25 protein-coding genes are annotated in these 23,563 nt (G+C 73.0%); 5 read left to right on the top strand and 20 right to left on the bottom strand.

The window, feature by feature from the left end; all coding sequences use genetic code 11:
• Positions 1-42: 42 nt before the first annotated feature.
• The 8 genes from FB455_RS25745 to FB455_RS25780 all read right to left on the bottom strand — a co-directional run bounded on the left by FB455_RS25745 (position 43) and on the right by FB455_RS25780 (position 7,214).
• On the bottom strand, positions 43-1,374 hold the full coding sequence (locus tag FB455_RS25745) for an NAD(P)/FAD-dependent oxidoreductase (protein WP_013284111.1): 1,332 nt from the start codon (positions 1,372-1,374) through the stop codon (positions 43-45).
• 103 nt (positions 1,375-1,477) lie between these two features.
• Positions 1,478-2,038, bottom strand: coding sequence for a hypothetical protein (locus FB455_RS25750; RefSeq protein WP_071096746.1), 561 nt, complete (start codon positions 2,036-2,038; stop codon positions 1,478-1,480).
• A gap of 37 nt (positions 2,039-2,075) precedes the next feature.
• A complete protein-coding gene (locus tag FB455_RS25755; RefSeq protein WP_145755120.1) occupies positions 2,076-3,437 on the bottom strand; it encodes a DUF58 domain-containing protein in 1,362 nt (453 codons plus the stop codon).
• Entirely contained in the window at positions 3,437-4,435 is a 999-nt protein-coding gene (locus FB455_RS25760) for an AAA family ATPase (RefSeq protein ID WP_013284108.1), read from the bottom strand. The genes FB455_RS25755 and FB455_RS25760 overlap by 1 nt, the downstream gene beginning before the upstream one ends.
• Positions 4,435-5,019 carry a hypothetical protein gene (locus FB455_RS25765; protein ID WP_030271251.1) on the bottom strand — a complete coding sequence of 195 codons (585 nt, stop codon included), beginning with the start codon at positions 5,017-5,019 and terminating at the stop codon, positions 4,435-4,437. The genes FB455_RS25760 and FB455_RS25765 overlap by 1 nt, the downstream gene beginning before the upstream one ends.
• Positions 5,016-5,747 (bottom strand): DUF4129 domain-containing protein, encoded by a 732-nt coding sequence (locus FB455_RS25770; protein ID WP_013284106.1) that lies wholly within the window; start codon positions 5,745-5,747, stop codon positions 5,016-5,018. The genes FB455_RS25765 and FB455_RS25770 overlap by 4 nt, the downstream gene beginning before the upstream one ends.
• A gap of 20 nt (positions 5,748-5,767) precedes the next feature.
• Complete coding sequence (locus FB455_RS25775; RefSeq protein ID WP_013284105.1) at positions 5,768-6,481, bottom strand: uracil-DNA glycosylase; 714 nt, start codon at positions 6,479-6,481, stop codon at positions 5,768-5,770.
• A gap of 19 nt (positions 6,482-6,500) precedes the next feature.
• Positions 6,501-7,214: a dienelactone hydrolase family protein gene (locus tag FB455_RS25780; RefSeq protein WP_071096750.1), complete on the bottom strand. Its 714-nt coding sequence runs from the start codon at positions 7,212-7,214 to the stop codon at positions 6,501-6,503.
• 177 nt (positions 7,215-7,391) lie between these two features.
• Here FB455_RS25780 and FB455_RS25785 point away from each other — a divergent pair, with 177 nt between their 5' ends.
• Positions 7,392-7,754 carry a type II toxin-antitoxin system RelE/ParE family toxin gene (locus FB455_RS25785; protein ID WP_013284103.1) on the top strand — a complete coding sequence of 121 codons (363 nt, stop codon included), beginning with the start codon at positions 7,392-7,394 and terminating at the stop codon, positions 7,752-7,754.
• Complete coding sequence (locus tag FB455_RS25790; RefSeq protein ID WP_013284102.1) at positions 7,751-8,068, top strand: helix-turn-helix domain-containing protein; 318 nt, start codon at positions 7,751-7,753, stop codon at positions 8,066-8,068. Before FB455_RS25785 ends, FB455_RS25790 begins: the two co-directional genes overlap by 4 nt.
• A gap of 82 nt (positions 8,069-8,150) precedes the next feature.
• Here the strand turns inward: FB455_RS25790 and FB455_RS25795 are convergent, their stop codons facing one another.
• From FB455_RS25795 to FB455_RS25805, 3 genes are all read right to left on the bottom strand, one after another.
• Positions 8,151-9,116 (bottom strand): HAAS signaling domain-containing protein, encoded by a 966-nt coding sequence (locus FB455_RS25795; protein ID WP_030271257.1) that lies wholly within the window; start codon positions 9,114-9,116, stop codon positions 8,151-8,153.
• A complete protein-coding gene (locus FB455_RS25800) occupies positions 9,113-9,445 on the bottom strand; it encodes a PadR family transcriptional regulator (protein ID WP_030271259.1) in 333 nt (110 codons plus the stop codon). Before FB455_RS25800 ends, FB455_RS25795 begins: the two co-directional genes overlap by 4 nt.
• Before the next feature lie 63 nt (positions 9,446-9,508).
• Positions 9,509-9,706 carry a hypothetical protein gene (locus FB455_RS25805; protein WP_230651275.1) on the bottom strand — a complete coding sequence of 66 codons (198 nt, stop codon included), beginning with the start codon at positions 9,704-9,706 and terminating at the stop codon, positions 9,509-9,511.
• Positions 9,707-9,884: 178 nt separating this feature from the next.
• On the opposite strand from FB455_RS25805, the gene FB455_RS25810 reads away from it, so the two are divergent.
• Entirely contained in the window at positions 9,885-10,073 is a 189-nt protein-coding gene (locus tag FB455_RS25810) for a hypothetical protein (RefSeq protein WP_176921700.1), read from the top strand.
• Between the two features lie 109 nt (positions 10,074-10,182).
• Here the strand turns inward: FB455_RS25810 and FB455_RS25815 are convergent, their stop codons facing one another.
• From FB455_RS25815 to eno, 5 genes are read right to left on the bottom strand one after another with little or no spacing between them, the layout of a single operon-like run.
• Positions 10,183-11,112: a Ppx/GppA phosphatase family protein gene (locus tag FB455_RS25815; RefSeq protein ID WP_145755125.1), complete on the bottom strand. Its 930-nt coding sequence runs from the start codon at positions 11,110-11,112 to the stop codon at positions 10,183-10,185.
• Positions 11,113-11,154: 42 nt separating this feature from the next.
• Positions 11,155-11,664: an amino-acid N-acetyltransferase gene (locus FB455_RS25820; RefSeq protein WP_013284096.1), complete on the bottom strand. Its 510-nt coding sequence runs from the start codon at positions 11,662-11,664 to the stop codon at positions 11,155-11,157.
• A gap of 1 nt (position 11,665) precedes the next feature.
• The gene (locus tag FB455_RS25825; RefSeq protein WP_013284095.1) at positions 11,666-12,223 is read right to left on the bottom strand and encodes a DUF501 domain-containing protein; all 558 of its coding nucleotides are present in this window, start codon (positions 12,221-12,223) and stop codon (positions 11,666-11,668) included.
• A gap of 23 nt (positions 12,224-12,246) precedes the next feature.
• Complete coding sequence (locus FB455_RS25830) at positions 12,247-12,882, bottom strand: FtsB family cell division protein (RefSeq protein ID WP_030271266.1); 636 nt, start codon at positions 12,880-12,882, stop codon at positions 12,247-12,249.
• 28 nt (positions 12,883-12,910) lie between these two features.
• A complete protein-coding gene (eno, locus tag FB455_RS25835; RefSeq protein ID WP_013284093.1) occupies positions 12,911-14,194 on the bottom strand; it encodes a phosphopyruvate hydratase in 1,284 nt (427 codons plus the stop codon).
• A gap of 212 nt (positions 14,195-14,406) precedes the next feature.
• Here eno and FB455_RS25840 point away from each other — a divergent pair, with 212 nt between their 5' ends.
• Both FB455_RS25840 and FB455_RS25845 read left to right on the top strand, forming a co-directional pair.
• Complete coding sequence (locus FB455_RS25840) at positions 14,407-15,099, top strand: hypothetical protein (protein WP_013284092.1); 693 nt, start codon at positions 14,407-14,409, stop codon at positions 15,097-15,099.
• Positions 15,096-15,923, top strand: coding sequence for an NUDIX domain-containing protein (locus FB455_RS25845; RefSeq protein ID WP_145755121.1), 828 nt, complete (start codon positions 15,096-15,098; stop codon positions 15,921-15,923). The genes FB455_RS25840 and FB455_RS25845 overlap by 4 nt, the downstream gene beginning before the upstream one ends.
• 33 nt (positions 15,924-15,956) lie before the next feature.
• Here the strand turns inward: FB455_RS25845 and FB455_RS25850 are convergent, their stop codons facing one another.
• The 4 genes from FB455_RS25850 to mfd form a co-directional block, all read right to left on the bottom strand.
• Positions 15,957-17,576 (bottom strand): DUF885 domain-containing protein, encoded by a 1,620-nt coding sequence (locus FB455_RS25850; RefSeq protein ID WP_030271270.1) that lies wholly within the window; start codon positions 17,574-17,576, stop codon positions 15,957-15,959.
• A gap of 461 nt (positions 17,577-18,037) precedes the next feature.
• Positions 18,038-19,027, bottom strand: a complete 990-nt coding sequence (locus FB455_RS25855) for a nucleoside triphosphate pyrophosphohydrolase (protein ID WP_145755122.1) — start codon at positions 19,025-19,027, stop codon at positions 18,038-18,040.
• On the bottom strand, positions 19,024-19,794 hold the full coding sequence (locus FB455_RS25860; protein WP_013284088.1) for a hypothetical protein: 771 nt from the start codon (positions 19,792-19,794) through the stop codon (positions 19,024-19,026). The genes FB455_RS25855 and FB455_RS25860 overlap by 4 nt, the downstream gene beginning before the upstream one ends.
• Positions 19,795-19,898: 104 nt before the next feature.
• Positions 19,899-23,555 (bottom strand): transcription-repair coupling factor, encoded by a 3,657-nt coding sequence (mfd, locus tag FB455_RS25865; RefSeq protein WP_013284087.1) that lies wholly within the window; start codon positions 23,553-23,555, stop codon positions 19,899-19,901.
• Positions 23,556-23,563: the final 8 nt, after the last annotated feature.

Genomic DNA, 23,563 nt, shown 5'->3' on the forward strand with positions numbered 1-23,563 from the left:
AAAGGCCCCTCCCGTACGGGAAGGGCCCTTACGCGAAACGCGTCAGACGCGCGCGGCGACCGGCGGGGCCGACGCCTCGGCGAACTCCTCGCGCGGGTCGTGCAGCTGGCCCAGCGCGACCACCTCACGCTTGAGGAAGAACGCCAGCGTCCAGTCGACCACCACGCGCACCTTGCGGTTGAACGAGGGGATCCGCGACATGTGGTACGTCCGGTGCATGAACCACGCCGGCCAGCCGGTCATCTTGATGCCGTAGACCTGCGCCACGCCCTTGTGCAGCCCGAGGCTCGCCACGCTGCCGGCGTGCTTGTGCTTGTAGTCGACCGGCTCGCGCCCGCGGATCACGTTGGCGATGTTGTCGGCCATCCGCGCCGCCTGCCGCACCGCGTGCTGGGCGCTCGGGGAGCAGAAGTTACCCGGCTCCTTGGTCAGGTCCGGTACGGCGGCGCAGTCACCGGCGCTCCACGCGCCCTCGACCACCCGGTCGCCGTCCACGATCTGCAGCGTCGGCCGGCAGGTGACCCGGCGGCGCTCGTCACGCGGGAAGTCCGTCGCGTCGAGCATCGGCGACGGCTTCACGCCGGCGGTCCAGACGATGGTGTCGGACGGGAAGCTGTCGCCGTCGGAGAGCTTCACCACGCCGTCGACGCAGGACTCCAGCCGGGTGTCCAGGCGGATGTCCATGTCCCGCTTCATCAGCTGCTGCACCGTGTAGGCGCCCATGTCCCGGTCGACCTCGGGCAGCACCCGCTGGGTCGCCTCGACGAGCACCCAGCGCATGTCCTCCGGCTTCAGCTCCGGGTAGTAGCGCAGCGCGTCCCGGGCCATGTCCTCCATCTCGGCGAGCGCCTCGATACCGGCGTAGCCGCCGCCCACGAAGACGAACGTCAGCGCGCGGCTGCGGACCGCCGGGTCGGTGGTGGAGGCCGCCACGTCGAGCCGGTCCAGCACGTGGTTGCGCAGGAAGATGGCCTCGCCGATGGTCTTGAACCCGATGCCGTTCTCGTGCAGGCCGGGGATCGGCAGGGTGCGGGAGACCGAGCCGGGGGCGACGACCACGTGGTCGTACTGGATCTCCCGGGCCGGGCCGCTGATCGGCTGCACCACGGCGGTCATGCGGTCGTGGTCGATCCGGGTGACGGTGCCCGCCACCACGGTGCACTTGCGCAACTCCCGCCGCAGCGGCACCACGGCGTGCCGAGGGGAGATGTTGCCCGCCGATGCCTCCGGGAGGAACGGCTGGTACGTCATGTGCGGCTGCGGGTCGACGACGATGACCTCGGCCTCACGCCTGCTCAGCTTCTTGGACAGGCGCAGAGCGGCGTACAGGCCCACGTGACCGGCACCCACGACAAGGATCCGCTTCGGGTTCACGTCATCTATCTTTCCCCGGGTGCTTCGGGTAATCCCGCGCGAGACCCCCTTCTGTGACGGAGCACAACCCGTGTGACCTGCGCAACGTCCCCGGAACGGTGCGTCACCTGCGCCGGAGCAGCCAGCCCAGCAGGGCGCTCAGACCCACCGCCACCAGCAGTCCCACCACAGTCGCGGCCTGCGAGCCGTCGGTGCCGCCCACTCCCCCGAGCCACGCCAGCACCACGCCGAGCACGGCACTGGCGAGCACCACGCCACCCACCCGGCCCAGCCACCGCAGCACCACGTCCGGGTCGATCAGCCCGTCGTAGGGCAGCAGCGCGGCGAGCGCGCAGAGCGAGTGCGCCAGGTAGAGCAGCGTCGCCACGGCGAGCAGCCGCCACAGCGCCGGTGGCCGGTCGAAGCCGAGCGTGGCCAGCAGCCAGCCGCCGACTGTCACCAGCGCGGTGAACGTCGGCCAGATCCGGCGCGGCCCGGCCGCCGGGAGCACCGCGGCCACCGTCATGGCCAGCAGCGAGCGCGCGGTGAGGGCCTGCACCGGGTACGCGAGCAGGAAGCCGGCCAGCACGGTGAGGAAGATGCCGCCGCGTACGAGCAGCGGCAGCGGGCTGACCCGGGCGGCGGCGAACCGCAGCGCCCGCACCCGCTCCACAACCGCGTTCACCGGGCCGCCCTTCCGTTCGCGACTGCGCTCCCCGTGCTCATCGCAGCCCCGCCTTCGGGGCGGTCGCCAGCCGGGCCACGTCGCGCAGCACCTCGTCCAGGCTGCCCGCGCCCGCCCAGCGCACCACCGGCACCCCGTGCTCGCGGAGCTGGCCGATCATCGTGTCCCGGTCCAGCCGCCACAGCCGGTACGCGACCTCGGCCCAGCCCCGCTCCTTCGGCACCGGCAGCTCGGCCGGCAACGTGTCCACCGCCACCACGAACCGCCCGCCCCGGGCCAGCCGAGCCAGCATCTGCGCGGACCGCTCGTCGAGCAGCGGGGTGAGCACCACCACGAGCGCGTCCGAGGAGAGCACCTGCGGGCCGAAGACCTGGTCGTACGGCTCGTGCGGGGACGACTCGGCCTGCACGTCGAGCAGCCACTCCAGCACTGTCAGGTACTGCCGCCGCCCGGTGGCCGGACGCAGCCGGCGAGCGGCCGGCCCGTACTCCAGCATCGACACCCGGTCGCCGCGGTGCAGGTAGTGCTCGGCGATCGCGGCGGCGGCCCGCACGGTGGTGTCCAGCACCGACGCGGTCCCGTTCACGCCACCGGAGCGGCCCGCCTCGGCCAGCACGTCCAGCAGCACCACCACCTCGGCGTCCCGGTCCGAGAGCGTCGACGCGACGTGCAGCTGGCGGGCCCGCAGCGACACCCGCCAGTCGATCCGGCGCAGCCGGTCGCCGGGCGCGAAGACGCGTACCCCGGCCAGTTCACCGCCCTCGCCCGGCCGCCGCGAGCGGTGCGCGCCGACCAGCCCGGCGGCCCGCGGCATCGCCTCGACCGCGTCGAACGGCTCGGTACGCGGATAGACCCGGGCCCGGATCGGGTCGGTGATCACCGCGCGGGAGACCAGCAGCCCGTCGGCGGCGGCGACCCGCACCCCGGCCGGCCCGATCGGGTGCCGCCCCCACCGCAGGGCGGTGCCGGTCAGCTTCAGGTCGACAGCGCTGCCCCGGGGTACGGAGGTGACGAACGGGCGGTCCGCCCCGCCGGAGCGGCTCACGTCCAGCCCGGTGCCGCCGAAGCCGACCTGCTCGACCCGCAGCCAGCGCGACATCCGGGTCCGGACCACCGCTAGGTCGTACCCGACCAGGTCGGGGTTGGCCACCGCGACGGTGGCGGCCAGCGGCGCGCCCTCGACCAGGTGGGTGTCCCCGACGCCGAGTTCCAGCTCGGGCAGCGCGGCGGGGCGGCGGCGCAGCGCGTACGCGGTCCCGAGCGCGAACGGCGTGGCGAGCACCACCAGGTCGATGCGGCCGAGCAGGACGGCGGCGACGAGCAGCACACCGGTGAGCAGCACGGCCCGGCCGAGCGCCCACGTGGGCGCCCAGCCGCCTGCCGCGTCGGCCCGGTCCATCAGCGTCCGGCGGCGTAGCTGGGCAGCGCGCCGCTCGCCGGGGCGGGCGTGGACTCCAGCACCTCGCCGACCACGAACGACGGGTCGACGCGGCGCAGCCACATCTCCGGCCGCAGCGTGATCCGGTGCGCCAGCGCGGGCGCCGCCACCGCCTTGACGTCCTCCGGCACCACGTAGTCCCGGTTGGCGAGCACCGCCCGCACCCGGGACAGCAGCAGCAGCGCCAGCGAGCCGCGCGGGGACGCGCCGACCAGCACCGACGGGTGCTCCCGGGTGGCAGCGGTGAGCGCCACGATGTACCGGCCGATCGAGTCCTCGACCACCACGTCCTCCAGCGCGGCCTGCATGGCGCGCAGCGTGGCGGCGTCCACCACCGGCTTGATCTCCGCCTCCTCGCGGCGGCGGGCGATCCGGCGCCGCAGCACGTCCCACTCCTCGTCGTGGGTGGGGTAGCCGAACGACACCCGCAGCAGGAACCGGTCGAGCTGCGCCTCCGGCAGCGGGTACGTGCCCTCGTACTCGATGGGGTTGGCGGTGGCGAGCACGTGGAACGGCTCGTCCAGGCGGTAGGTCACGCCCTCGACCGATACCTGCTTCTCCTGCATGGCCTCCAGCAGCGCCGACTGCGTCTTCGGCGGCGTCCGGTTGATCTCGTCGGCGAGCAGCAGGTTGGTGAACACCGGGCCGGCCCGGAAGGCGAAGTCACCGCTGCTCTGGTCGTAGAGGAACGAGCCGGTCACATCGGCGGGCAGCAGGTCCGGGGTGAACTGGAGCCGCCGGAAGTCCAGTCCGAGCGCCTGCGCGAAACAGCGCGCGGTGAGCGTCTTGCCCAGGCCGGGCAGATCCTCCAGCAGCACGTGACCACCGGCGAGGATGCCGGCCAGCACCAGCTCCAGCGCGTCCCGCTTGCCGACCACGACGGTGCCGACCGCCTCCAGGACGGCCCGGGCGAGCCGGCCCACCTCGGCGGGGGCCATGCTCCGGTCCACGTCGTTCATCAAATCTTCTCCAGTTCGGCGACGATCGCCGCGAGGTCGCGCGGCGACGGAGGGCGGCGGGCGGGGGTGGCGAGGAACGTCCACAGTGGCTCGCCGAGCACCGCCCGGGCGCGGGCCGGGTCGGACTCACGGGTGACGCCGTGGCGCTGGCGCAGCCGTTCGTCGGCCAGCTCGCCGAGGCGGGGCAGGATGCGCTCGGTGAACCGCTCCTGGTTGCCGGCGCACCAGTCCAGCGGGCGCTCCCAGCCGTTGATCGCGGTGCGCAGTGCGTCCCGCGCGGACCAGTTCCAGGTGCCGGGCTCCTCACCGGCGGGCGTCCGGGCACCCGCGCGGGGCGGCGGCGGGGGTGACAGCGCGGTGGTGACCCGGCGTACGGCGAGCACGGCGAGCACCCCCGCCACGATGATCCAGATCGGCACCTTCAGGCCGACCGCGCGCAGCCCGACCACGACCACCACGACGACGGCGGCGGTGACCGCGGCGGTCCGCAGCAGCAGGCGCGCCCGGCCGCCGCCCGTGGGCCGGACGTCCTCCCCGGCGGGCTCCTCGCCGAACGACAGCAGGTCGTCGATGCTGGTGCTCACGACACCTCCCCCGCCAGGCTGGTCAGCTCGCCGCGCAACCGGCGCAACGCGGCGCGGGCCTGGTCCCGGGTGTGCTCGTCGACCGGGTGCGTGGCGTACCGGGCCTCCCGGTAGACGTGCGCGAAACCGTCGAGCACGTCGGCGCTGGCGATCGCCGGGATGCCGGCCGCCGGGTCGCCGCGCAGCAGCCGGCCCACCAGGTCGGTCGGGGTGTCACCGGTGTGCCGGGGCACACCCGCGTCCTCGGCGGCCTCCTCCAGGCGTACCCAGCAGGCGATCACAGCGGTCCGCGGGTCGGTGGAGCGGTCGTCCAGTTCGACGAGTCCGGCGTCGAGCGCGGCCACCACCTCGCGGGCGGTCCCCTCGGCGGTACGCCTGGTGCGCCGCACCGGCACCGCGCGAGTGGTGCGCCGCAGCGCGCCCCGCAGCACGTTCCACAGGACGTACCCGACGGCGGCCAGCACCGCCGCGGACAGCAACACCACGGCGGCGGTGGCCAGCCAGCCGGGCACACCGCCCGAGGTGGACTCGCCCACGTCCCGGGGCTCGACGGGGATCGACGGCACCGCCTCGGGCGACGGGTAGTCCGGCACGTACGGGATGGTGTCGGCGGCGGGCGGGATCCGGCTGGCCCCGATGGCGGAGTGACCGGCGGCGAACGCGGCGAGCGCGAGCAGCACCGTCACCGCGGCGACCGGCCACCACCTGCGCAGTACGCCGAAATCCATCCCACCGCCTCAGGTGTTCCTCAGTCCACCCCGGCCAGGTCCTTCGCCCGGGTGAACACGTCGTCCAGCATCGCCGGTGTGAGCCGGCCGGTGAACGTGTTCTGCTGGCTGACGTGATAGCAGCCCAGCAACGCCGGCACCGACTCGCCGGACCAGTGTGCCCCATGACCGAACACCGGTCGCGGTGTGGGCGGTCGCTGCCCGTACACCTGGCGTAGCACCGGCCACCACGCGGCCCACGCGAACGCGCCCAGCGCGACCACGACGCGCAGCGTGGGCCGGATCAACTCGACCTCGCGGTGCAGCCACGGCGCGCAGGTGTCCCGCTCGTCGGGAGTGGGTTTGTTGTCCGGCGGCGCGCACCGCACAGCCGCGAAGATGCGGGTGTCGCGCAGCGTCAGGCCGTCGTCCGCGGACACGCTCGTCGGCTGGTTGGCCAGCCCGGCGCGGTGCAGCGCGGCGAACAGCACGTCACCGGACCGGTCCCCGGTGAAGATCCGGCCCGTGCGGTTGCCGCCGTGCGCGGCCGGCGCCAGGCCGAGGATCGCGATGCGGGCGTCCGCCGGCCCGAGGCCGGGCACCGGCCGTCCCCAGTAGTCCTGGTCGCGGAACGCGGCCCGCTTGACCCGGGCGACCTCCTCCCGCCAGGCCACCAGGCGCGGGCAGGCGAAGCAGTCGCTGACCGCGCCGTCGAGGTCGGCCAGGTCGGCCGCCCGCGCGGCGCGGGCGACCACGTCCTGCGGGGTACGCGACTCAGCCAAGCTTCGCCCGGAACAGTTCCAGCGTGCGGGCCCAGGCGGTGGCGGCCGCCCGCTGGTCGAAGTGCTCGGGCCGGTCCTCGTTGAAGAACGCGTGCGCGGTGCCCGGGTAGTCGAACGTCTGGCAGGTGCCACCGGCGGACTCGATGGACCGGCGTACGCTCTGCACCCCGTCGGCGGCCGACAGGCCGTCCGCCTCGGAGCAGTGGATGAGCGCGGCCTTCCCGGCGTAGCCGGCCCAGTCGGTGCGGTCGGCGTTGTCCGCCGCGCCAGTGGCCATGCCCTCCCAGGGCAGGCGCGGGTAGAACCCGGCGGTCGCCACGATGCGCTCGGAGAACGTGCCGGACCACAGCGCCAGGCTTGCACCCGCGCAGAACCCGGCGCAGCCCACCTTGCCGGCGACCTCGGACCGGCTCGCCAGGTATTCGGCGGCGGCGGCGATGTCGCTGGCCGCCTCGTCCATCTGGGAGCTGTTCAGCATCAGCCGCGGCTCGGTCGGCTTCACGGCCGGCCCGCCGTGCCGGAAGTCGGGCGCGAGGGCGACGAAGCCGGCCTCGGCGAAGCGGTCCACCACGGCCCGGACGTGGGGCACCAGTCCCCACCAGTCCTGGATGACGATGACCGCCGGGCTGGCCGCACCGCCGGAGGGTATCGCGAGATACCCCTCGCTCGTCCCCCCGTTGCCGGTGAAGCTCACCATCTCGCCCATGGGCCCGTCCTCCTAGCGGTCAGTCATCATTGGCTGGTCGCCCAGTTGGCTGATACGTGCCGGTAGCGTGCCACGCGGTCACCGGCGCGGGGAAGACGGAACAACAGTGGCATTCACCTCCTGTTGAACCGCCGGACAGGCACACACGCTGGGTATAGCGATTGCTAAACTAGCCCCGTGGTGGCTGGAGACTGGGACGTCTACCTGGTCGACGAGGTGCGGCAGTGGCTCGACACTCTCGACGCGTCCGCCCATGCGCGAGTGGTGCAGGCGATCGACCTCCTGGCCGAGCACGGACCAGGACTCGGACGACCCCTTGTCGACACCATCCACGGTTCGTCGATGGCGAACTTGAAGGAGCTCCGGCCGGGCACCGTGCGTATCCTTTTCGCGTTCGACCCGTGGCGCTCGAGCATCCTCCTGGTCGCCGGCGACAAGTCCGGCCGGTGGAAGACGTGGTATCAGGAGGCCATTCCCGTCGCCGAGCACCGCTACGAGCTCTACCTCAAGGACCGGGCACGAGAGGAGGGGAAGGCATGAGCGACTACTCCCGGTGGCAGGACATCCGCGCCGACCACGTCGCCCGGGTCGGCGGGGAAGATGCGGTCGACGCGGGTAAGCAGGAACTCCTCGCCGAGGTCATCGGTCACCGCCTCGCGGAGGTACGGCGAGCGCGCGGCCTGACCCAGCAGCAGGTCGCCGACCGGATGGGCGTCACCAAGGGACGGGTCTCCCAGATCGAGCAGGGAAAGATCTCCGGACAGGAAGTGGTGGCCCGGTTCGCCGCGGCGCTGGGTGGCCGGCTCCACCAGGCGATCTACTTCGACGACGGTGACATCGCCGCCATCGCCTGACAGCGGATCCCGCGAGATCTTGGAGGATTCCGGCCCCTATGAGGGCCGTTTCGTACCAAGATCTCGCGGGATCGAGCGTGTTCTAGCGCGTTGACGTGGGTTCCGGGGAAGCGCTGGTGCTGGGCGCGGGCGTGGCGGGCGCGGTCGGGGTGGCGCTGCCTGTGGGCGCGGGTGCGGGCGGGGCGATCGACGGCGAGGCCGGTGCGCCGAACGGTGCCAGCTCCGGGCAGTACGGGTAGGCGTTGCGGGGCGCGGGCACGGCGCCGGACGAGTCCAGGCAGTTCGGCCAGCCGAGCCGGATCGGCACGCCGTTCTGGTCGAACAGCTGCGCGTCGCGGATCAACCGCCCCTGCTGGTCGTAGACGAAGACGTCCTCGATCCGGTCGTACCGCCGGTCCACCGACGTCTGCTCGTAGCCGCTGTAGACGTCGGAGCTGGCGTTCCGGTCCACATCGACGAGCACCGCGAAGCCGAAGAGCAGCAGCGCGGCCGTACCCAGCCGGTGCAGGCGGCGCGGCCAGCCGGTGAAGCCCGCGGAACGGCGGCCGAGCCACAGTGACGCGACCACCGCGCCGATGAGCAGCAGCAGGCCGGCCGACGCGTTGTCGTTCGGCCGGGGCAGCAGACCGGGCCGGCCACCGTCCACCATGACGCTGATCAGCAGCGCGGCCAGCCAGCCACGCACCAGCCACCAGGCCGGGCGCAGCGGGCGCAGGAAGTCGCTCACCGTCTCGTGCCCGAGCACCGGGCCGAGCTGACGATCCAGCAGACGTATCTGCGTGGCCGCCTGATCCCGCGCCTCGGCCAGGCGGTGGAAGCGCGCCGGTCGCCGCCCCTCCCCGGCGCCGGCGGCGGCGCGAAGTTCGGCCGCGTACGCCTCGGGGGTGCCCAGCCGGTCCACGAGCGCGCCCTCGCCCTCCGCGGCCACCTCGGCGAGGTGTTCCGGCAGGTCCTCGGTCAGCTCGTCGCGGACCGCCGGCGGCAGGTCGGCGAGCGCCGCGCGTACCCGGTCGACGTAGTCCGTGATCTCCTGCCCAGTGACGGTCATGCCGCCATCCCCCGATCGTCGAGCAGTGCGTCCATGGTGGTGGCGAACGAGCGCCAGGTCTTGCCGGAGCGGGTGAGCTGGTCACGCCCGGCCGCGTTCAGCGAGTAGTACTTGCGGTGCGGCCCGGACTCGCTCGGCACCACGTACGTGGTGAGCAGGCCTGCGGCGAACAGCCGGCGCAGCGTGCCGTAGACCGAGGCGTCGCCGACCTCGGTGAGGCCGGCCTCACGCAGCCGCCGCAGGATGTCGTAGCCGTATCCGTCCTCGTCCTTGAGCACGGCGAGCACCGCCAGGTCGAGCACGCCCTTGAGGAGCTGCGTGGTATCCACGCTCCGCACACTAGTGCGCATTCCACACTACCGTCAATCACACAGCACTTTGCCCGGCCTTGTTCACCGGGAGGAAGGACGGGCGGTCCACCCGATGAAACGGTCGAACAGGTCGGCCGGGTTCGGGTTGGCGGCCATCAGGTCGGCGGTGGCGTCGAACAGGCAGCCCGCCATGTGGATCGACAGGGCGACGCGGTCGCGCCGGTAGTCCAGCAGCAGCAACAGGCGGGCCGGCTGGCACGGCCAGGGGGCCGCGCACACCCGGCACAACCAGAGGGGCCGCATCGGCACGTGCGGCCGCACGACACGGCGACTGCGATCGGGTACGGGAGAACAGTTCCTCACGGTCATCCCCCGATCGTGTCGCCTCCTGTTGTCAACGTCAATAGCCTCCGTAGTTGTCGCTGTTCGGCGACGCCGACACTGCCATCGTCAACGTGTGGAGCTGGTGGGCGTGTCGGAGATCCGGGCGATGCTCGGCAACGTGTCGCGTCAGCGCGCATCCGTGATCGCCAACCAACGCAACTTCCCGGAGCCGATCGCCGTGCTGGCGATGGGCAAGGTCTGGCGGAAGTCCGACGTCGAGAAGTGGATCAGGGAACACCGCCCCGACCTTGCGACTGACTGACGCCCGGCCCTCCTTGTTGACCAAGGAGTTGGCGTCCTCTGAGGCGCCCCGATCGGACACGAACTCCTTGATCACCGCCTGAAGGTGCGGCGGCGAAAGAGCGAGCGGGCTAGGCGAGGCTCCAAGCGATGCCGTCGAGGATGTCGTGCTCGGAGGCGACCACGGACGGCATCCCGGCCCGCTCCATGATCACTCGCAGCACCAGCGCGCCCGCGCCGATCACGTCGGCCCGCCCCGGGTGCATCACCGGGTACGCCAGCCGCTGCTCACTGCTCTTGCCGAGCAGGTCGGCTGTCACCTCGGCCACCTGCTCGTACGAGACGCGGGCGTGGTGGATGCGGCTCGGGTCGTACTCCCGGAGCCCTTGCGCCAGGGCGACCACTGTGGTGACCGAACCGGCGAGCCCGACCAGCGTGGCAGCCTCGCGGCCGGGCACGGCGGCGAGCGCGCGGTCGACGGCGGCGGCGATGTCGGACTCGGCGGCGGCGATCTGCGCCGCAGTCGGCGGATCGTCGTGCAGGTGCCGTTCGGTCATCCGGACGCAGCCGATGTCCACCGAGATCGCGCCGCGCACCCCGTCGGCGCGGGTGCCGACGACGAACTCGGTCGAACCGCCGCCGATGTCGACCACCAGGTACGGCGGTTCGGCGTCGGCGGGCAGGCCGCGCACCGCGCCGGTGAACGACAGGCGTGCCTCCTCGTCGCCGGTCACCACCTCGGGCGGTACGCCGAGCGTGCGCTCGACCATGGCGCGGAAGTCGGCGGCGTTGGAGGCGTCGCGGGAGGCCGAGGTGGCGCACATGCGTACCCGCTCGGCGCCGGACTTCTCGATCTCCGCCGCGTAGTCGGCGAGCGCCACCCGGGTCCGCTCGATCGCCTCGGGCGCGAGCATGCCGGTCTGGTCGACGCCCTGCCCCAGCCGGACGATCTCCATCCGCCGGCTGACGTCGCGCAGCGGCGCCGCCTCCCCGGCCGACGACTCGGGCAGGTCGGCGATCAGCAGTCGGATCGAGTTGGTCCCGCAGTCGATGGCGGCCACACGCGCACTCACGGCGCCCACCCTACGGCAGCCCGCGCACGGTCAGAGGCGCAGCAGCATGCGGGTGTTGCCCAGGGTGTTGGGCTTGACCCGTTCCAGGTCCAGGAACTCCGCCACGCCCTCGTCGTACGAGCGCAGGAGCTGCTCGTACACCGGCTGCGGGACGGGCGCGCCGTCGATCTCGCGGAAACCGAACGAGCCGAAGAAGCCGGTCTCGAACGTCAGCACGAAGATCCGGGCGATGCCCAGCTCCCGCGCCGCGTCGATCAGCCCGCCGACGATCCGGTGCCCGATCTTGTGGCCCCGGCAGGACGGATCGACCGCCACCGTCCGAATCTCGGCCAGGTCCTCCCACATGACGTGCAGCGCGCCGCAGCCGACCACCGTGCCGTCAGACGTCACCGCGACCCGGAACTCCTGCACGTCCTCGTACAGCGTCACAGTCGCCTTGCTGAGCAGCCGCCGGTCGTCGGTGTAGGTGTCCACCAGCCGCCGGATGCCGCGTACGTCGGTGGTGCGGGCCCGGCGCACAGTGATCTCGTCGGCGCTCATCTCACTGGACCGCGGGCACGTCCACGCAGGGGCCGGCCGCCCACCACTTCTCCACGAGCGCCAGCGTCTCGTCGCCGAACGGGTTGACCCCCGGCCCGGCCGCGAGCGCGTGCCCGAGGTGCACGTGCAGGCACTTCACCCGCCCCGGCATGCCGCCGGCCGAGATGCCGGCGATCTCCGGCACCTCGCCGATCGCCTCCCGGCGGGTCAGGTAGTCCTCGTGCGCCGCCCGGTACCGCGCCGCCAGCTCCGGATCCTCGGCGAGCCGCTCGGCCATCTCCTTCATCAGCCCGGCCGACTCCAGCCGGCTGCACGCCGCCGTGGCACGCGGGCAGGTCAGGTAGAACAGCGTCGGGAACGGCGTGCCGTCCGCCAGCCGGGGCGTCGTCTCCACCACGTCGGGCAGGCCGCAGGGACACCTGTGGGCCACCGCGCGGGTGCCGCGAGGCGGGCGTCCGAGCTGCGCGGCCACCGCGGCCAGGTCGGCCTCGGTGGCCGGCTGGCGTTCCGGCGGGGGTACGGAGTCCGCCGCCGGCTCCTGCGGTGGTACGACGCTCAAGGAAGTGCCTCTCGGATCAAAGCTCACTTGTCGGGGCGCTCGGCGTTGGCCGCCCGCACGCTCCCCCACAGGGTGTCGTACCAGGGCTCGGGCGGCTTCGGCGCCCCCGGCTTCGCGCCCTTGCCGGCGTCCTTCGCGGCGCCCTCCGGGTCGGAGAGCACCACGAGCAGCGTCTCGCCCGGCTTGCCCATGAAGAACCGCTCCCGGGCCTGCGTCTTGACGTACTCCGGGTCCTTCCACTTGGCCGCCTCGGCGGTGAGCCGGTCGATCTCGGCCCGCTGGGCGGCCTGCGCCGCCTCCATCCGCTCGATGTCGGCCTGCTGGTCCAGGTAGACCCGGACCGGATAGGTGTACGCCAGGGCGAGCGCGATCAGCACCGCGAACAGCACTGTGGCGCGCCCGGTGAAGCGCCGGGGTTGGGGTGCGGTGAGCCGCTTGACCGGGCCACCGGCGGCGGTACGCCGGGCCGCGGCGGGGCGGCTCGCGGAGCGTACGCCGTCGGTGGCACGGGACGCGCCGGGTGACCGGCCGGCGGCGCGCGCCTCCGCGCGGACGCCGTTGTCGCGTGCCGTGGACCGGACCCGGGCACCGCCCGTCCGGCCGGGCTGACCCGGCCGGCGGGCGGGCCGCTGGCCACCCGGTGTGCGGCGCTGCTGCATCGTCACACCCCTCCCCCGGAGCGCTCGCTCAGGCCGAACGGTAGCGCGGGAACGCGCCGGCACCGGCGTACCGCGCCGCGTCGGCCAGCTCCTCCTCGATCCGCAGGAGCTGGTTGTACTTGGCCACCCGGTCCGAGCGGGCCGGCGCGCCGGTCTTGATCTGCCCGCAGCCGGTGGCGACGGCCAGGTCGGCGATGGTGGTGTCCTCGGTCTCGCCGGAACGGTGGCTCATCATGCACTTGAAGCCGGCCCGGTGGGCCAGGTCGACGGCGTCGAGCGTCTCGGTGAGCGAGCCGATCTGGTTGACCTTCACCAGCACCGCGTTGGCGGCCTGCTCGGCGATGCCCCGGGCGATGCGCTGCGGGTTGGTCACGAACAGGTCGTCGCCGACGATCTGGATGCGGTCGCCGAGCGCGGCGGTGAGGGTGGCCCAACCGCTCCAGTCGTCCTCGGCCAGCGGGTCCTCGATCGACACGATCGGGTAGTCGCCGGCGAGCTTGGTGTAGTAGTTGCTCATCTCCTCGGCGCTCTTGGCGCTGCCCTCGAACGTGTAGGTGCCGTTGTCGAAGAACTCGGTGGCGGCCACGTCGAGCGCGAAGACGATGTCGGTGCCGAGCCGGTAGCCGGCCTTCTCCACGGCCTCGGCGATCAGGTCCAGCGCGGCGGCGTTGGTGGGCAGGTTCGGGGCGAAGCCGCCCTCGTCGCCCAGGCCGGTCGACAGGTCCTTCTTCTTCAGCACCGACTTCAGCGCGTGGTAGACCTCGGCGCCCGAGCGCAGCGCGTCCCGGAACGTCGGCGCGCCGATCGGCGCGATCATGAACTCCTGGATGTCGACGTTCGAGTCGGCGTGCGCGCCACCGTTGAGGATGTTCATCATCGGCACCGGGAGCAGGTGCGCGTTCGGGCCGCCCAGGTAGCGGAACAGGCTCAGCTCGGCGCTGCCGGCGGCGGCCTTGGCCACGGCCAGGGAGACGCCGAGGATGGCGTTCGCGCCCAGCTCGCCCTTGTTGTCCGAGCCGTCGATGTCGATCATCTTCTGGTCGATCAGCCGCTGCTCGCTGGCCTCGTAGCCGATGAGCTGGTCGACGATGCGGTCCTCGATGTTGGCGACCGCCTTCTCGACGCCCTTGCCCAGGTAGCGATCCTTGTCACCGTCGCGCAGCTCGACCGCCTCGAACGCGCCGGTGGAGGCGCCGGACGGCACCGCGGCGCGGGCGATCGTGCCGTCGTCGAGCCCGACCTCGACCTCGACCGTCGGGTTGCCCCGCGAGTCCAGGATCTCCCGGGCGACGATTCCCTCGATGGTTGCCACTGAGTCGCTCCTCGTTTGTGTGGTTCCGGTCCGTATGGGCCGCGACGGTGCGGCTGAGGCAGGTGTTGAACGCAGCGTATCGGTCCCCGCCCTGCCGCACCCCGCTCGGGGCGGCCCCCGAGGCGCTTGCTGAGACGGACATTCCCGGATTACCGGTCGTCAACCGGCAACCGGTTTGCGAGACGTTGCGTCGATCGACAAGGCTGGGCATCATGCCTGCCGCCTCGACGACTCTCCGCGTGCTCGCCGCCTCGGTCATCGCGTCGCTCTCGGTCACCGGCTGTCAGGCCCTGGACGACGCGAACGTCGCGCTCGGTCGCGCCGACCTGGTCAACGACCTCGCCGCGCGGATGGACCGGGCGCTGGAGCAGACCTGGGCCGCCGACTACCAGATCGACGGCGGCCGGACCGCCTCGATCGCGCAGACCAAGAAGCCGCTGCGGTCCACGTACACCTGGCCCGGCGGCAAGATCACGGTGACGCAGGAGTCGGTGACCCGGTGCGCGAGCACGGCCGCCCGTACCTCCTGCACCGTCTCGCCGCCCGTGCTCACCGCGGGGAAGCCGTCGGTGATCGTCTACGACGAGGCACGCAAGCAGGGCCTGGTCACGCCGCCCGCGGTGATCCGGCTGCTCACCGAGGCGGCGCTGGCGCCGGAGGCGGTCATCGAGCAGAGCGACACCACTCTCGCCGGACACCACGCCACCTGCGTCGACGTCACCCACGACGGGGAGCGCTTCAACGCCTGCGTGACGAACGAGGGTGTGCTGGGAAGCTTCTCCGGCACGCTCGACGGCAAGCCCACCGAGGTGACGCTGAGCCGCTACACCGAGAGCGTCGAGGCGGCCGCGTTCGCGGTCCCGGACGGCGCCGGCGTGGTGGACCGCCGCCCGTCCACGTCGTGATCCCGCCCGGGTTCCTGCCTGCTGCCGATCACGGGCGGCCGCCGGAGCCGGACGACCTGGCGCTGCCGGTGGCCGGACGGAAGCTGCTGACCGGCCCGGACGAGCAGCCGCTGCGGATCGGCGCGCTGCCCGGCGACCTCGCCTGGATCCCGGTCGGCACGCTCGACGGCGTTCCGGCGTGGGCGGCCGAGGTGGCCGATCCGGAGTCGCTTCCCGGCCCGTGGCGCGGCTGGCGCGGCCTCGCCGCCGAGCTGCCCGCACCCCGCGCCGACCTGGCCGGACGGGCGCTCGCCGTGGTCACCTGGCGGCGTACCCACAGGTGGTGCGGCGCGTGCCGGGCCGAGCTGGCCGACGTGCCGGGCGAGACCGCGCGGCGCTGCCCGGACTGCGGGCTGACGGTGTTCGTGCCGCTGTCCGTCGCGGTGCTGACCGCGATCACCCGCCCCGGCCCGGCCGGCGGCGTCGACGAACTGCTGCTGGTCCGGCACGCGCAGGGGCCGACGCAGCTGTGGGCACTCGTCGCCGGGTTCGTCGAGGCGGGCGAGTCGCTGGAGGCGGCGGTGCACCGCGAGGTCGCCGAGGAGGTCGGCCTGACGCTGCGGCGACCGGTCTACGTGGACAGCCAGCCGTGGGCGCTGTCCGGGCCGGGCACGCTGCTCGCCGGGTTCACCGCCGAGGTGACCGACCCGGCCGCCGAACCCGTCGTCGACGGCATCGAGCTGACGGAGGCGCGTTGGTTCCCGGTGAATGCGCTGCCCGCCGAGCTGCCGCCCGCGTACTCCCTGTCGCGCTGGCTGATCGACGCGGTCGCCGCCGGGCGGTGACCGCAGGCCGGGCCGCCGCCCGGGCGGTGGCCGTCACACCCCCAGCAGTGTCCGCAGGTGGCGCGGCGGCGGGCAGTCGTGCGCCAGCATGGCGTCGTGCCAGTCGCGCACCGTCACGCCGTCCGGCCGGGCGGCGGCGATGTCGGCCATCTCGCTGTAGCCGACGAAGTACGTGGAGAGCTGCGTCGAGGTGAGCAGCGCCCGCCGCCACTTGCCGGCCGCCTCGCCCTCCTCCTGGAAGCCGCGCCCGGTCATCAGCGCCATCGCCTCGGACTCGGGCATGTCGTCGCAGTGCACGAGCTGGTCCAGCAGCGCGTTGATGGTCATCCGGAGCTGCATCTTGAGCTGCTGCAACCGCACCGGCAGCCCGCCGAAGCCGAGCCCCGCCATCAGCTCCTCGGCGTAGACCGCCCAGCCCTCGACGAACACGCCCGACTCGGTGAGCGCGCGTACCCGGGTCGGGCCGTCGTACCGGCGGGCGTGGGCGAGCTGGAGGAAGTGACCCGGCATCGCCTCGTGCACGGTCAGGTTGCGGATCATGTGGTCGTTGTACTCGCGGTAGAACGACTCGACCCGCTGCGCCGGCCAGTCCGCCGGGGTGGGCGAGATGCAGTAGAACGTCGGCACGTCGGCCGTCTCCAGCGGGCCCGGCGAGTCGCAGTAGGCCACCGCCACGCCGCGCGCGAACTCCGGCATCTCCTGGATCACGCACGGGTCGCCGACCATGCTGACCAGGTCGTGGTGGCGGACGAAGTCACTCGCCTCGTCGAGCGTGACCGAGGCGAGGTCGACGATCGTGGCGTCGTCCGGGTGTTCGGCGGCCAGCAGGTCCAGCGCCCGGCGTACCGTCTCGTCGTCGGCCGGACCACCGACCAGCTCGACCGACGCCGCGCGGATCTCCTCGGTGACCCGGTCGAGGTTGGCCCAGGCGCGGCGCTGCACCTCGGCGGCGCTCAGCTCGGTGTCGAGCGTGTGCCACAGCCGCGCCTCCCACCGCCGCCGGCCCAGCCGCGGGTCACGCCCCGGACCGGCGTCCGCGGCCAGGCCCTGCCGCAGCCAGGCCACGAACTCCTCCAGCGCGGCGATCGCCTCGCTGGCCGCCGGGCCGACCCGGTCACGCATCGCCGGCGCCTCGGCGAGCAACCCGGGAACCTCGTCGCGGATCAGCGCCGCCGTACCGGCGAACTGCCCGACCGCCGTCTCCGCGTGGACCCGCGGCATGTCCCGCAGCGTCGCGCGCGCCGTCGACAGCGCATCGGGTACGGCCGACAGACGCCCGACGAGACTGGTCAGGCGCTCCTCGGCCGGGGCGAAGGGACGGGCCAGCAGGGCGTGCAGCAGCGGCCCCGGATTGTGGCGCAGTGGATCCCACTCGTGGCCGCGGATCTCGGTGGCCTCGAACAGTCCCCTGTCGACGAGGCTGGTGAGCAGCGCGTGGTCGACGCTCTCCGCCACGTCGAGCGCGTCCGGGTCGATCTCCGCGAGCGCGTCGGCGGCGTCCTTCAGCATCGCCTGGTCGGCGGCGAGGGCGTCGGCGGAGAGATCGGGCAGCCGGTCGTCGTAGCGGTGATCCCCGGCGGAGGTGGCCAGCCCGGGCCGGCTCTCCAGCAACGCCTCCACGATCCGCTCCGCAAGCGGCCCGAACGACTCCATCCCCCGACCCTACCGATCACCCCGCCCACTCTCCCGCCTCCCCGCCCCCGTTGATCAAGGAGTTCGTGTCCCCGCCAGAGCCCGCCCTCGACCCAAACCCCTTGATCACCGCCGCGAGTCCCCTGGAAGGCCACCGCCTGGGTGCCGGGGTTGGTCGGCCGCGAGCGCGCGTCGTCCGGGGCGGGCGTAGATCTTGGACCGAAACGGCCCCTATAGGGGCACTTTCGTACCAAGATCTACGGCGATCCCGGGATGCGGGCGACGAGTCTCGCCTGCCGGGAGGGGCGCGGTCGAGCAAGGAAGGCTGGGCTGGGCTGGGCTGGGCTGGGCTGGGCTGGCGGCCAGCCGACTCGGCGATCTTGCACTTTGTGCCCGGGCAGAGGGGGCATTTGCGGCACCGCTCGGGCCGAAAGTGCAAGATCGCGGGGAGAGGGCGGGGCGGGGTGAGCGCGGGCGGGGGGTTAGGCGGGGTTGGTGGGGGTGGGGCGTTCGGCGGCTCGGATCGCTTCGGCGTACGCCAAGGCGGCCCGCCGCAGCGCGGCCTCCGGGTCGATGCCGGCCTGCCGGGCGGCGGCGACAGTGGCCAGCAGGCTCGCGCCGAGCCGGGCCTCCGGATCCACCTGCGACTCGGCCAGTGGCGGCGGTACGGCGAGGCCCACCCGGCCGGCCCGGTCCAGGATCTTCGCGGCCAGGGAGAGTGCGGGCTGGCTCAGCGCGATGCCGTCCAGCACCGAGTCGCGGGTCTTCTCGGCCCGCTTGATCCGTTCCCAGTTCGCCTCGATCTCCTCGATCGAACCGGCCGGCTCACCGGAGAACACGTGCGGGTTGCGCCGCACCATCTTGTCGACCAGGGTGCCCGCGACGTCGTCGACGGTCCAGCTCTTGCCCTCCGGCAGGTTCTCCGCCAGCCGGGCGTGCAGCAGCACCTGGAGCAGCACGTCGCCCAGTTCCTCGCGGAGCGCGTCGGTGTCGTCGGCGCTGATCGCGTCGTACGCCTCGTAGCACTCCTCCAGCAGGAAACCGGCCAGGCTGCGGTGGGTCTGCGCCCGCTTCCACGGATCGCCGCCCGGGGAGGCCAGCCGGTCCATCACCTCGACCGCGTCGAGCAGCCGGGCGCCGGGCGGATCCCACGAGCCGTACATCAGCTCCAGTTCGGCCAGGCCGGGCTCGCGCGCCAGCCGCAGCCCCAGCTCACGGGCCAGCGTCTCGTCGCCGGCCGGACCGGCCAGCCACACCGCCCCGCCGTGCGCGGCGGCGGCGTCGAGCAGCGCCTGGGTCGCACCCTCGGTCACCACGCTCACGTCGGCGCCGGCCATTCGGACCGCACGGGTCAGCTCGCTCTCCGCACCGGCGAGGACCGGGGCGGAGCGTACGGCGTCCCAGGCGGCCGAAGTCAGCAGGCCGGCGGGCAGCCGGGGTGAGGTGACGAGCAGGACGATCCGCGCGGTCATGCGGCTCCGGGAGCCGGGGAGCCGGAGGCCGGCGCCTCCGGAGTCGAGATGTCGGTGACCGGGCCGTCCTGGTCGACGTACGGCAGGGAGTAGAAGACGAACGACTGGCCGGTGTTGACCAGCGACGGCACGCCCGTCACGCCGAACCGGGGGTTGACGCGGACGTCCGACTTCTCGGCCTGCTCCTGCAGCGCGCTGCTGAGCGCGGTGGCGGTGCGGACGAACCCGGCCTCGCCGAACGCCTGCCGCACCTGGTCGATGCTCAGGCCCGGCTGGATCGCCCCGGTCTTCTCGAGGGCGTGGTAGACGGCCATCAGGGACTCGTCGCTGAGGTCGGCCGGGGGCAGGCTCTGCTGGAGCGTGCCGGAGAGGTCGACCCACTCGCCCCACAGCTTCGTGTACTCGGTGGTCGCCGGCATGCGGAGCGCCTGCTGGATCTGCTCCGGGGAGATCTGGTCGGTGACCTGGAGGCCCTTGTCGGCCGCCACGCGCTTGCCCAGGTCGATCGCGACCAGCAGGTTCAGCACGTCCTGCCGGGTCACCGAGGACCGCAGCTCCGCCGGCGACGGCGTCTGCGGGGACTGGCTACGGACGGCCTCCGCGTACTGCCGCTGCGCGTCCTCGTAGATCGCGTCGACCCGGTCGACGGAGTACCGGCTGTCGCCGACGTAGGCGGCGACGTCCGGGGCGGAGCGGCCACAGGCGGCGAGAGAGAGCGCGGCAAGGGCCGCGACGCTGACGGCGACGAGGGAACGGCGAGCACGCATGAGGGTCACTCTCTCACGCCGAGTGCCGGCCTGTGACTCCGCCCACCTCATCGCGCGCCCGCCCCGGGCCGGGCGGCTCCGGCGAACTCCTCGGGCTTGCTGTGTCATCGTCCGCTCGCCACTGCGGGGCTGGCAACACCGGCCAGCTCCTCGGGCTTGCCGAGGACGTCGGCCAGGAGCTGCCCGCACCACTCCAGCAGCGCCTGGTCGCGCAGCGGCTCGCCGCCGATCCGCCGGGTGCTCGGCCGGGGCACGCTGACCTGGTCGAGCGCCTGCTTGTAGACCGAGTCCGGGTGGTAGCGCTTGAGCCGCATCTGCTTCGAGTCGGGCAGCGGCAGCGGGCCGAACCGGATGTGCTTGCCCTGCATCGACACGTCGGTCAGCCCGTAGCGGCGGGCGAGCAGCCGGAACCGCGCCACCGCGACCAGGTTCTGCACCGGCGCGGGCGGCTCGCCGTACCGGTCGGTCATCTCGGCGACCACCTCGCGCAGACGCTCGGAGTCGCGGGCCTCGGCGAGCTTGCGGTACATCTCCAGGCGCAGCCGCTCCACCGCCACGTAGTCGTGCGGCAGGTGCGCGTCGATCGGCAGGTCGACCTTGACCTCCGCCTCCTCCTCCTGCTGCTCGCCCTTGAAGGCGGACACGGCCTCGCCGACCATCCGGACGTACAGGTCGAAGCCGACGCCCTCGATGTGGCCGGACTGCTCGCCGCCGAGCAGGTTGCCGGCGCCGCGGATCTCCAGGTCCTTCATCGCCACGTACATGCCGGCGCCGAGTTCGGTGTGCTGGGCGATGGTCGCCAGCCGCTCGTGCGCGTTCTCGGTGAGCGGCTTCTCCGGCGGGTAGAGGAAGTACGCGTACGCCCGTTCCCGGCCACGGCCGACCCGGCCGCGGATCTGGTGCAGCTGGGCCAGGCCGAGCAGGTCGGCGCGCTCGACGATGAGGGTGTTGGCGTTCGGGATGTCGATGCCTGATTCGACGATCGTGGTGCAGACGAGGACGTCGAACTCCTTCTCCCAGAAGCCGACCATCACCTTCTCCAGCGCCTCCTCGCCCATCTGGCCGTGCGCCACCGCCACCCGGGCCTCGGGGACCAGTTCCCGCAGCCTGCGTGCCGTCTTCTCGATCGACTCGACCCGGTTGTGCAGGTAGAAGACCTGACCGTCGCGCAGCAGCTCACGGTGGATGGAGGCGGCCACCTGACGGTCGTCGTACGCCCCGACGAACGTGAGCACCGGGTGCCGCTCCTCCGGCGGGGTGGCGATTGTGGACATCTCCCGGATGCCGGTGATCGCCATCTCCAGCGTGCGCGGGATCGGGGTGGCCGACATGGCGAGCACGTCGACCGAGGCGCGGAGCGTCTTCAGGTGCTCCTTGTGCTCGACGCCGAACCGCTGCTCCTCGTCGATGATGACCAGCCCCAGAGACTTGAACCGGGTGGCCGCCTGGAGCAGCCGGTGGGTGCCGATGACGATGTCGACGGTGCCGGCGGCGACCATCTCCAGCGTCTGCTCGGACTCCTTCGGCGTCTGGAACCGGGACAGCTGCCGGATCGACACCGGGAACTGGCTCATCCGCTCGGCGAACGTGTTGTAGTGCTGCTGCACCAGCAGCGTGGTCGGCACCAGCACGGCCACCTGCTTGCCGTCCTGCACCGCCTTGAACGCCGCCCGTACCGCGATCTCGGTCTTGCCGTAGCCGACGTCGCCGCAGATCAGCCGGTCCATCGGGACGGTCTGCTCCATGTCCCGCTTGACCTCCTCGATGGCGGCCAGCTGGTCGGGCGTCTCCTGCCAGGGGAAGGCGTCCTCCAGCTCCCGCTGCCACGGGGTGTCGGGGCCGAAGTTGTGCCCCTTCGACGCCTTGCGGGCGGCGTACAGCTGGATGAGCTGCGCGGCGATCTCCCGGACCGCCTTGCGCGCCCGCGCCTTGGACTTCTGCCAGTCCGAGCCGCCCATCTTGTGCAGCGTGGGCTGCTCACCGCCGACGTAACGGGAGAGCTGGTCGAGCTGGTCGGTGGGGACGAACAGGCGGTCGCCGGGCTGGCCGCGCTTGCTCGGCGCGTACTCGATGACCAGGTATTCGCGGCTGGCGCCGTTCACCGTGCGCTGCACCAGCTCGACGTACCGGCCGATGCCGTGCTGCTCGTGCACCACGAAGTCGCCGGCCTTCAGCTCCAGCGGATCGATGGTGTTGCGCCGCCGGCTGGGCATCTTGCGCATGTCGCGGGTGGAGGTGCCCCGGCCACCGGTGACGTCGTTGCCGGTGAGCAGCACGAACTTCGACGCCTCGTCGACGAAGCCGGCGGTCAGGCAGCCGCAGGACACGAGCAGTTCGCCCGGTGCCGGTGCGGCGGGCACCTCCTCGGTGAGCCGGGCGCCGAGACCGGCGTCGCGGAGCACCTCGACGGCCCGCTGGGCGGGGCCGTGCCCCTCGAACACGAGCGCGATCGACCAGCCCTCACCGGCCCAGCGCTTCAGGTCGTCGACCACCCGGGCGGTCTCGCCGTGGTAGAGCGGGGCCGGCTGGGCGGCCAGGCTCACCGCGATGGCGTCGTCGGGGGTGACGTCGACAGCGGCCGGCTCGTCCTCCCAGGGCTGCCGGGCCGGCGCCGCGTCCGCCTCGACCAGGCCGAACGGCGCGAGCGTCCACCAGGGCTGGCGCAGGGCGCGGGCTGCCGTGCGTACCTCGGCCAGGGTCTTGAAGGCGGCGGCGCCGAGGTCGACAGGGGCCTGGCCGCCGACGGCGGCCGCGGCCCAGCTGGCCTGGAGGAACTCCTCCGAGGTACGGACCAGGTCGTGCGCGCGGGTGCGGATGCGCTCGGGGTCGCAGAGGAGTACGTGGGTGCCGGCCGGCATGCAGTCGACGAGCAGTTCCAGCGCGTCGGCGCCGATCAGGGCCGGAGCGAGCGACTCCATGCCCTCGACCGGGATGCCCTCGGCCAGCTTGTCCAGGATCTCGGCCAGCTCGGGGTGCTCGGCGGCGAGTGCGGCGGCCCGCTCCCGCACCGCCGGGGTCAGCAGCAGCTCCCGGCACGGCGGCGCCCACATCTGCGCCACGCCCTCGATGGTGCGCTGGTCGGCCACCGCGAAGGTGCGGATCTCCTCCACCTCGTCGCCCCAGAACTCGACCCGGGACGGGTGCTCGTCGGTGGGCGGGAAGACGTCCAGGATGCCGCCGCGGACGGCGAACTCGCCGCGCTTGGTGACCAGGTCGACCCGGGCGTACGCCATGTCGGTGAGCCGGCGGGCGACCTCCTCCAGGTCGGCCTCGTCCCCGGCGGCGAGCTGCACCGGCTCCAGGTCGCCGAGGCCCTTGAGCTGCGGCTGGAGCAGCGAGCGCACCGGCGCGACGACGACCCGCAGCGGCCCGGTGCGGCCGTGCGCGTCGGCGGCGTCCGGGTGGGCCAGCCGGCGCAGCACGGCGAGGCGCCGCCCGACCGTGTCGGATCGGGGCGACAGGCGCTCGTGCGGCAGCGTCTCCCAGGACGGGAAGACCGCCACCTGCTCCGGCGGCAGCAGGCTGCCCAGCGCGGAGGCCAGGTCGTCGGCCTCGCGGGTGGTGGCGGTGACCGCGAGCACCGGGCGGCCCGCGCCTCCGGCCGGCTCGTCGGCGGCGACCGCTGCCACCGCGAACGGGCGCAGCGCGGCCGGGGCGGTGAGGTCGAGCCCGTCGACCTGCGCGGCACCGGAGCGCGCCAGGTCACGCGCCCGGGCCAGCCCCGGGTCGGCCAGGGCGGCGGAGAAGAGTCCGGTGAGCATCAGTGATC

It is taken from the genome of Micromonospora sp. CNZ296 (genome assembly GCF_007827635.1).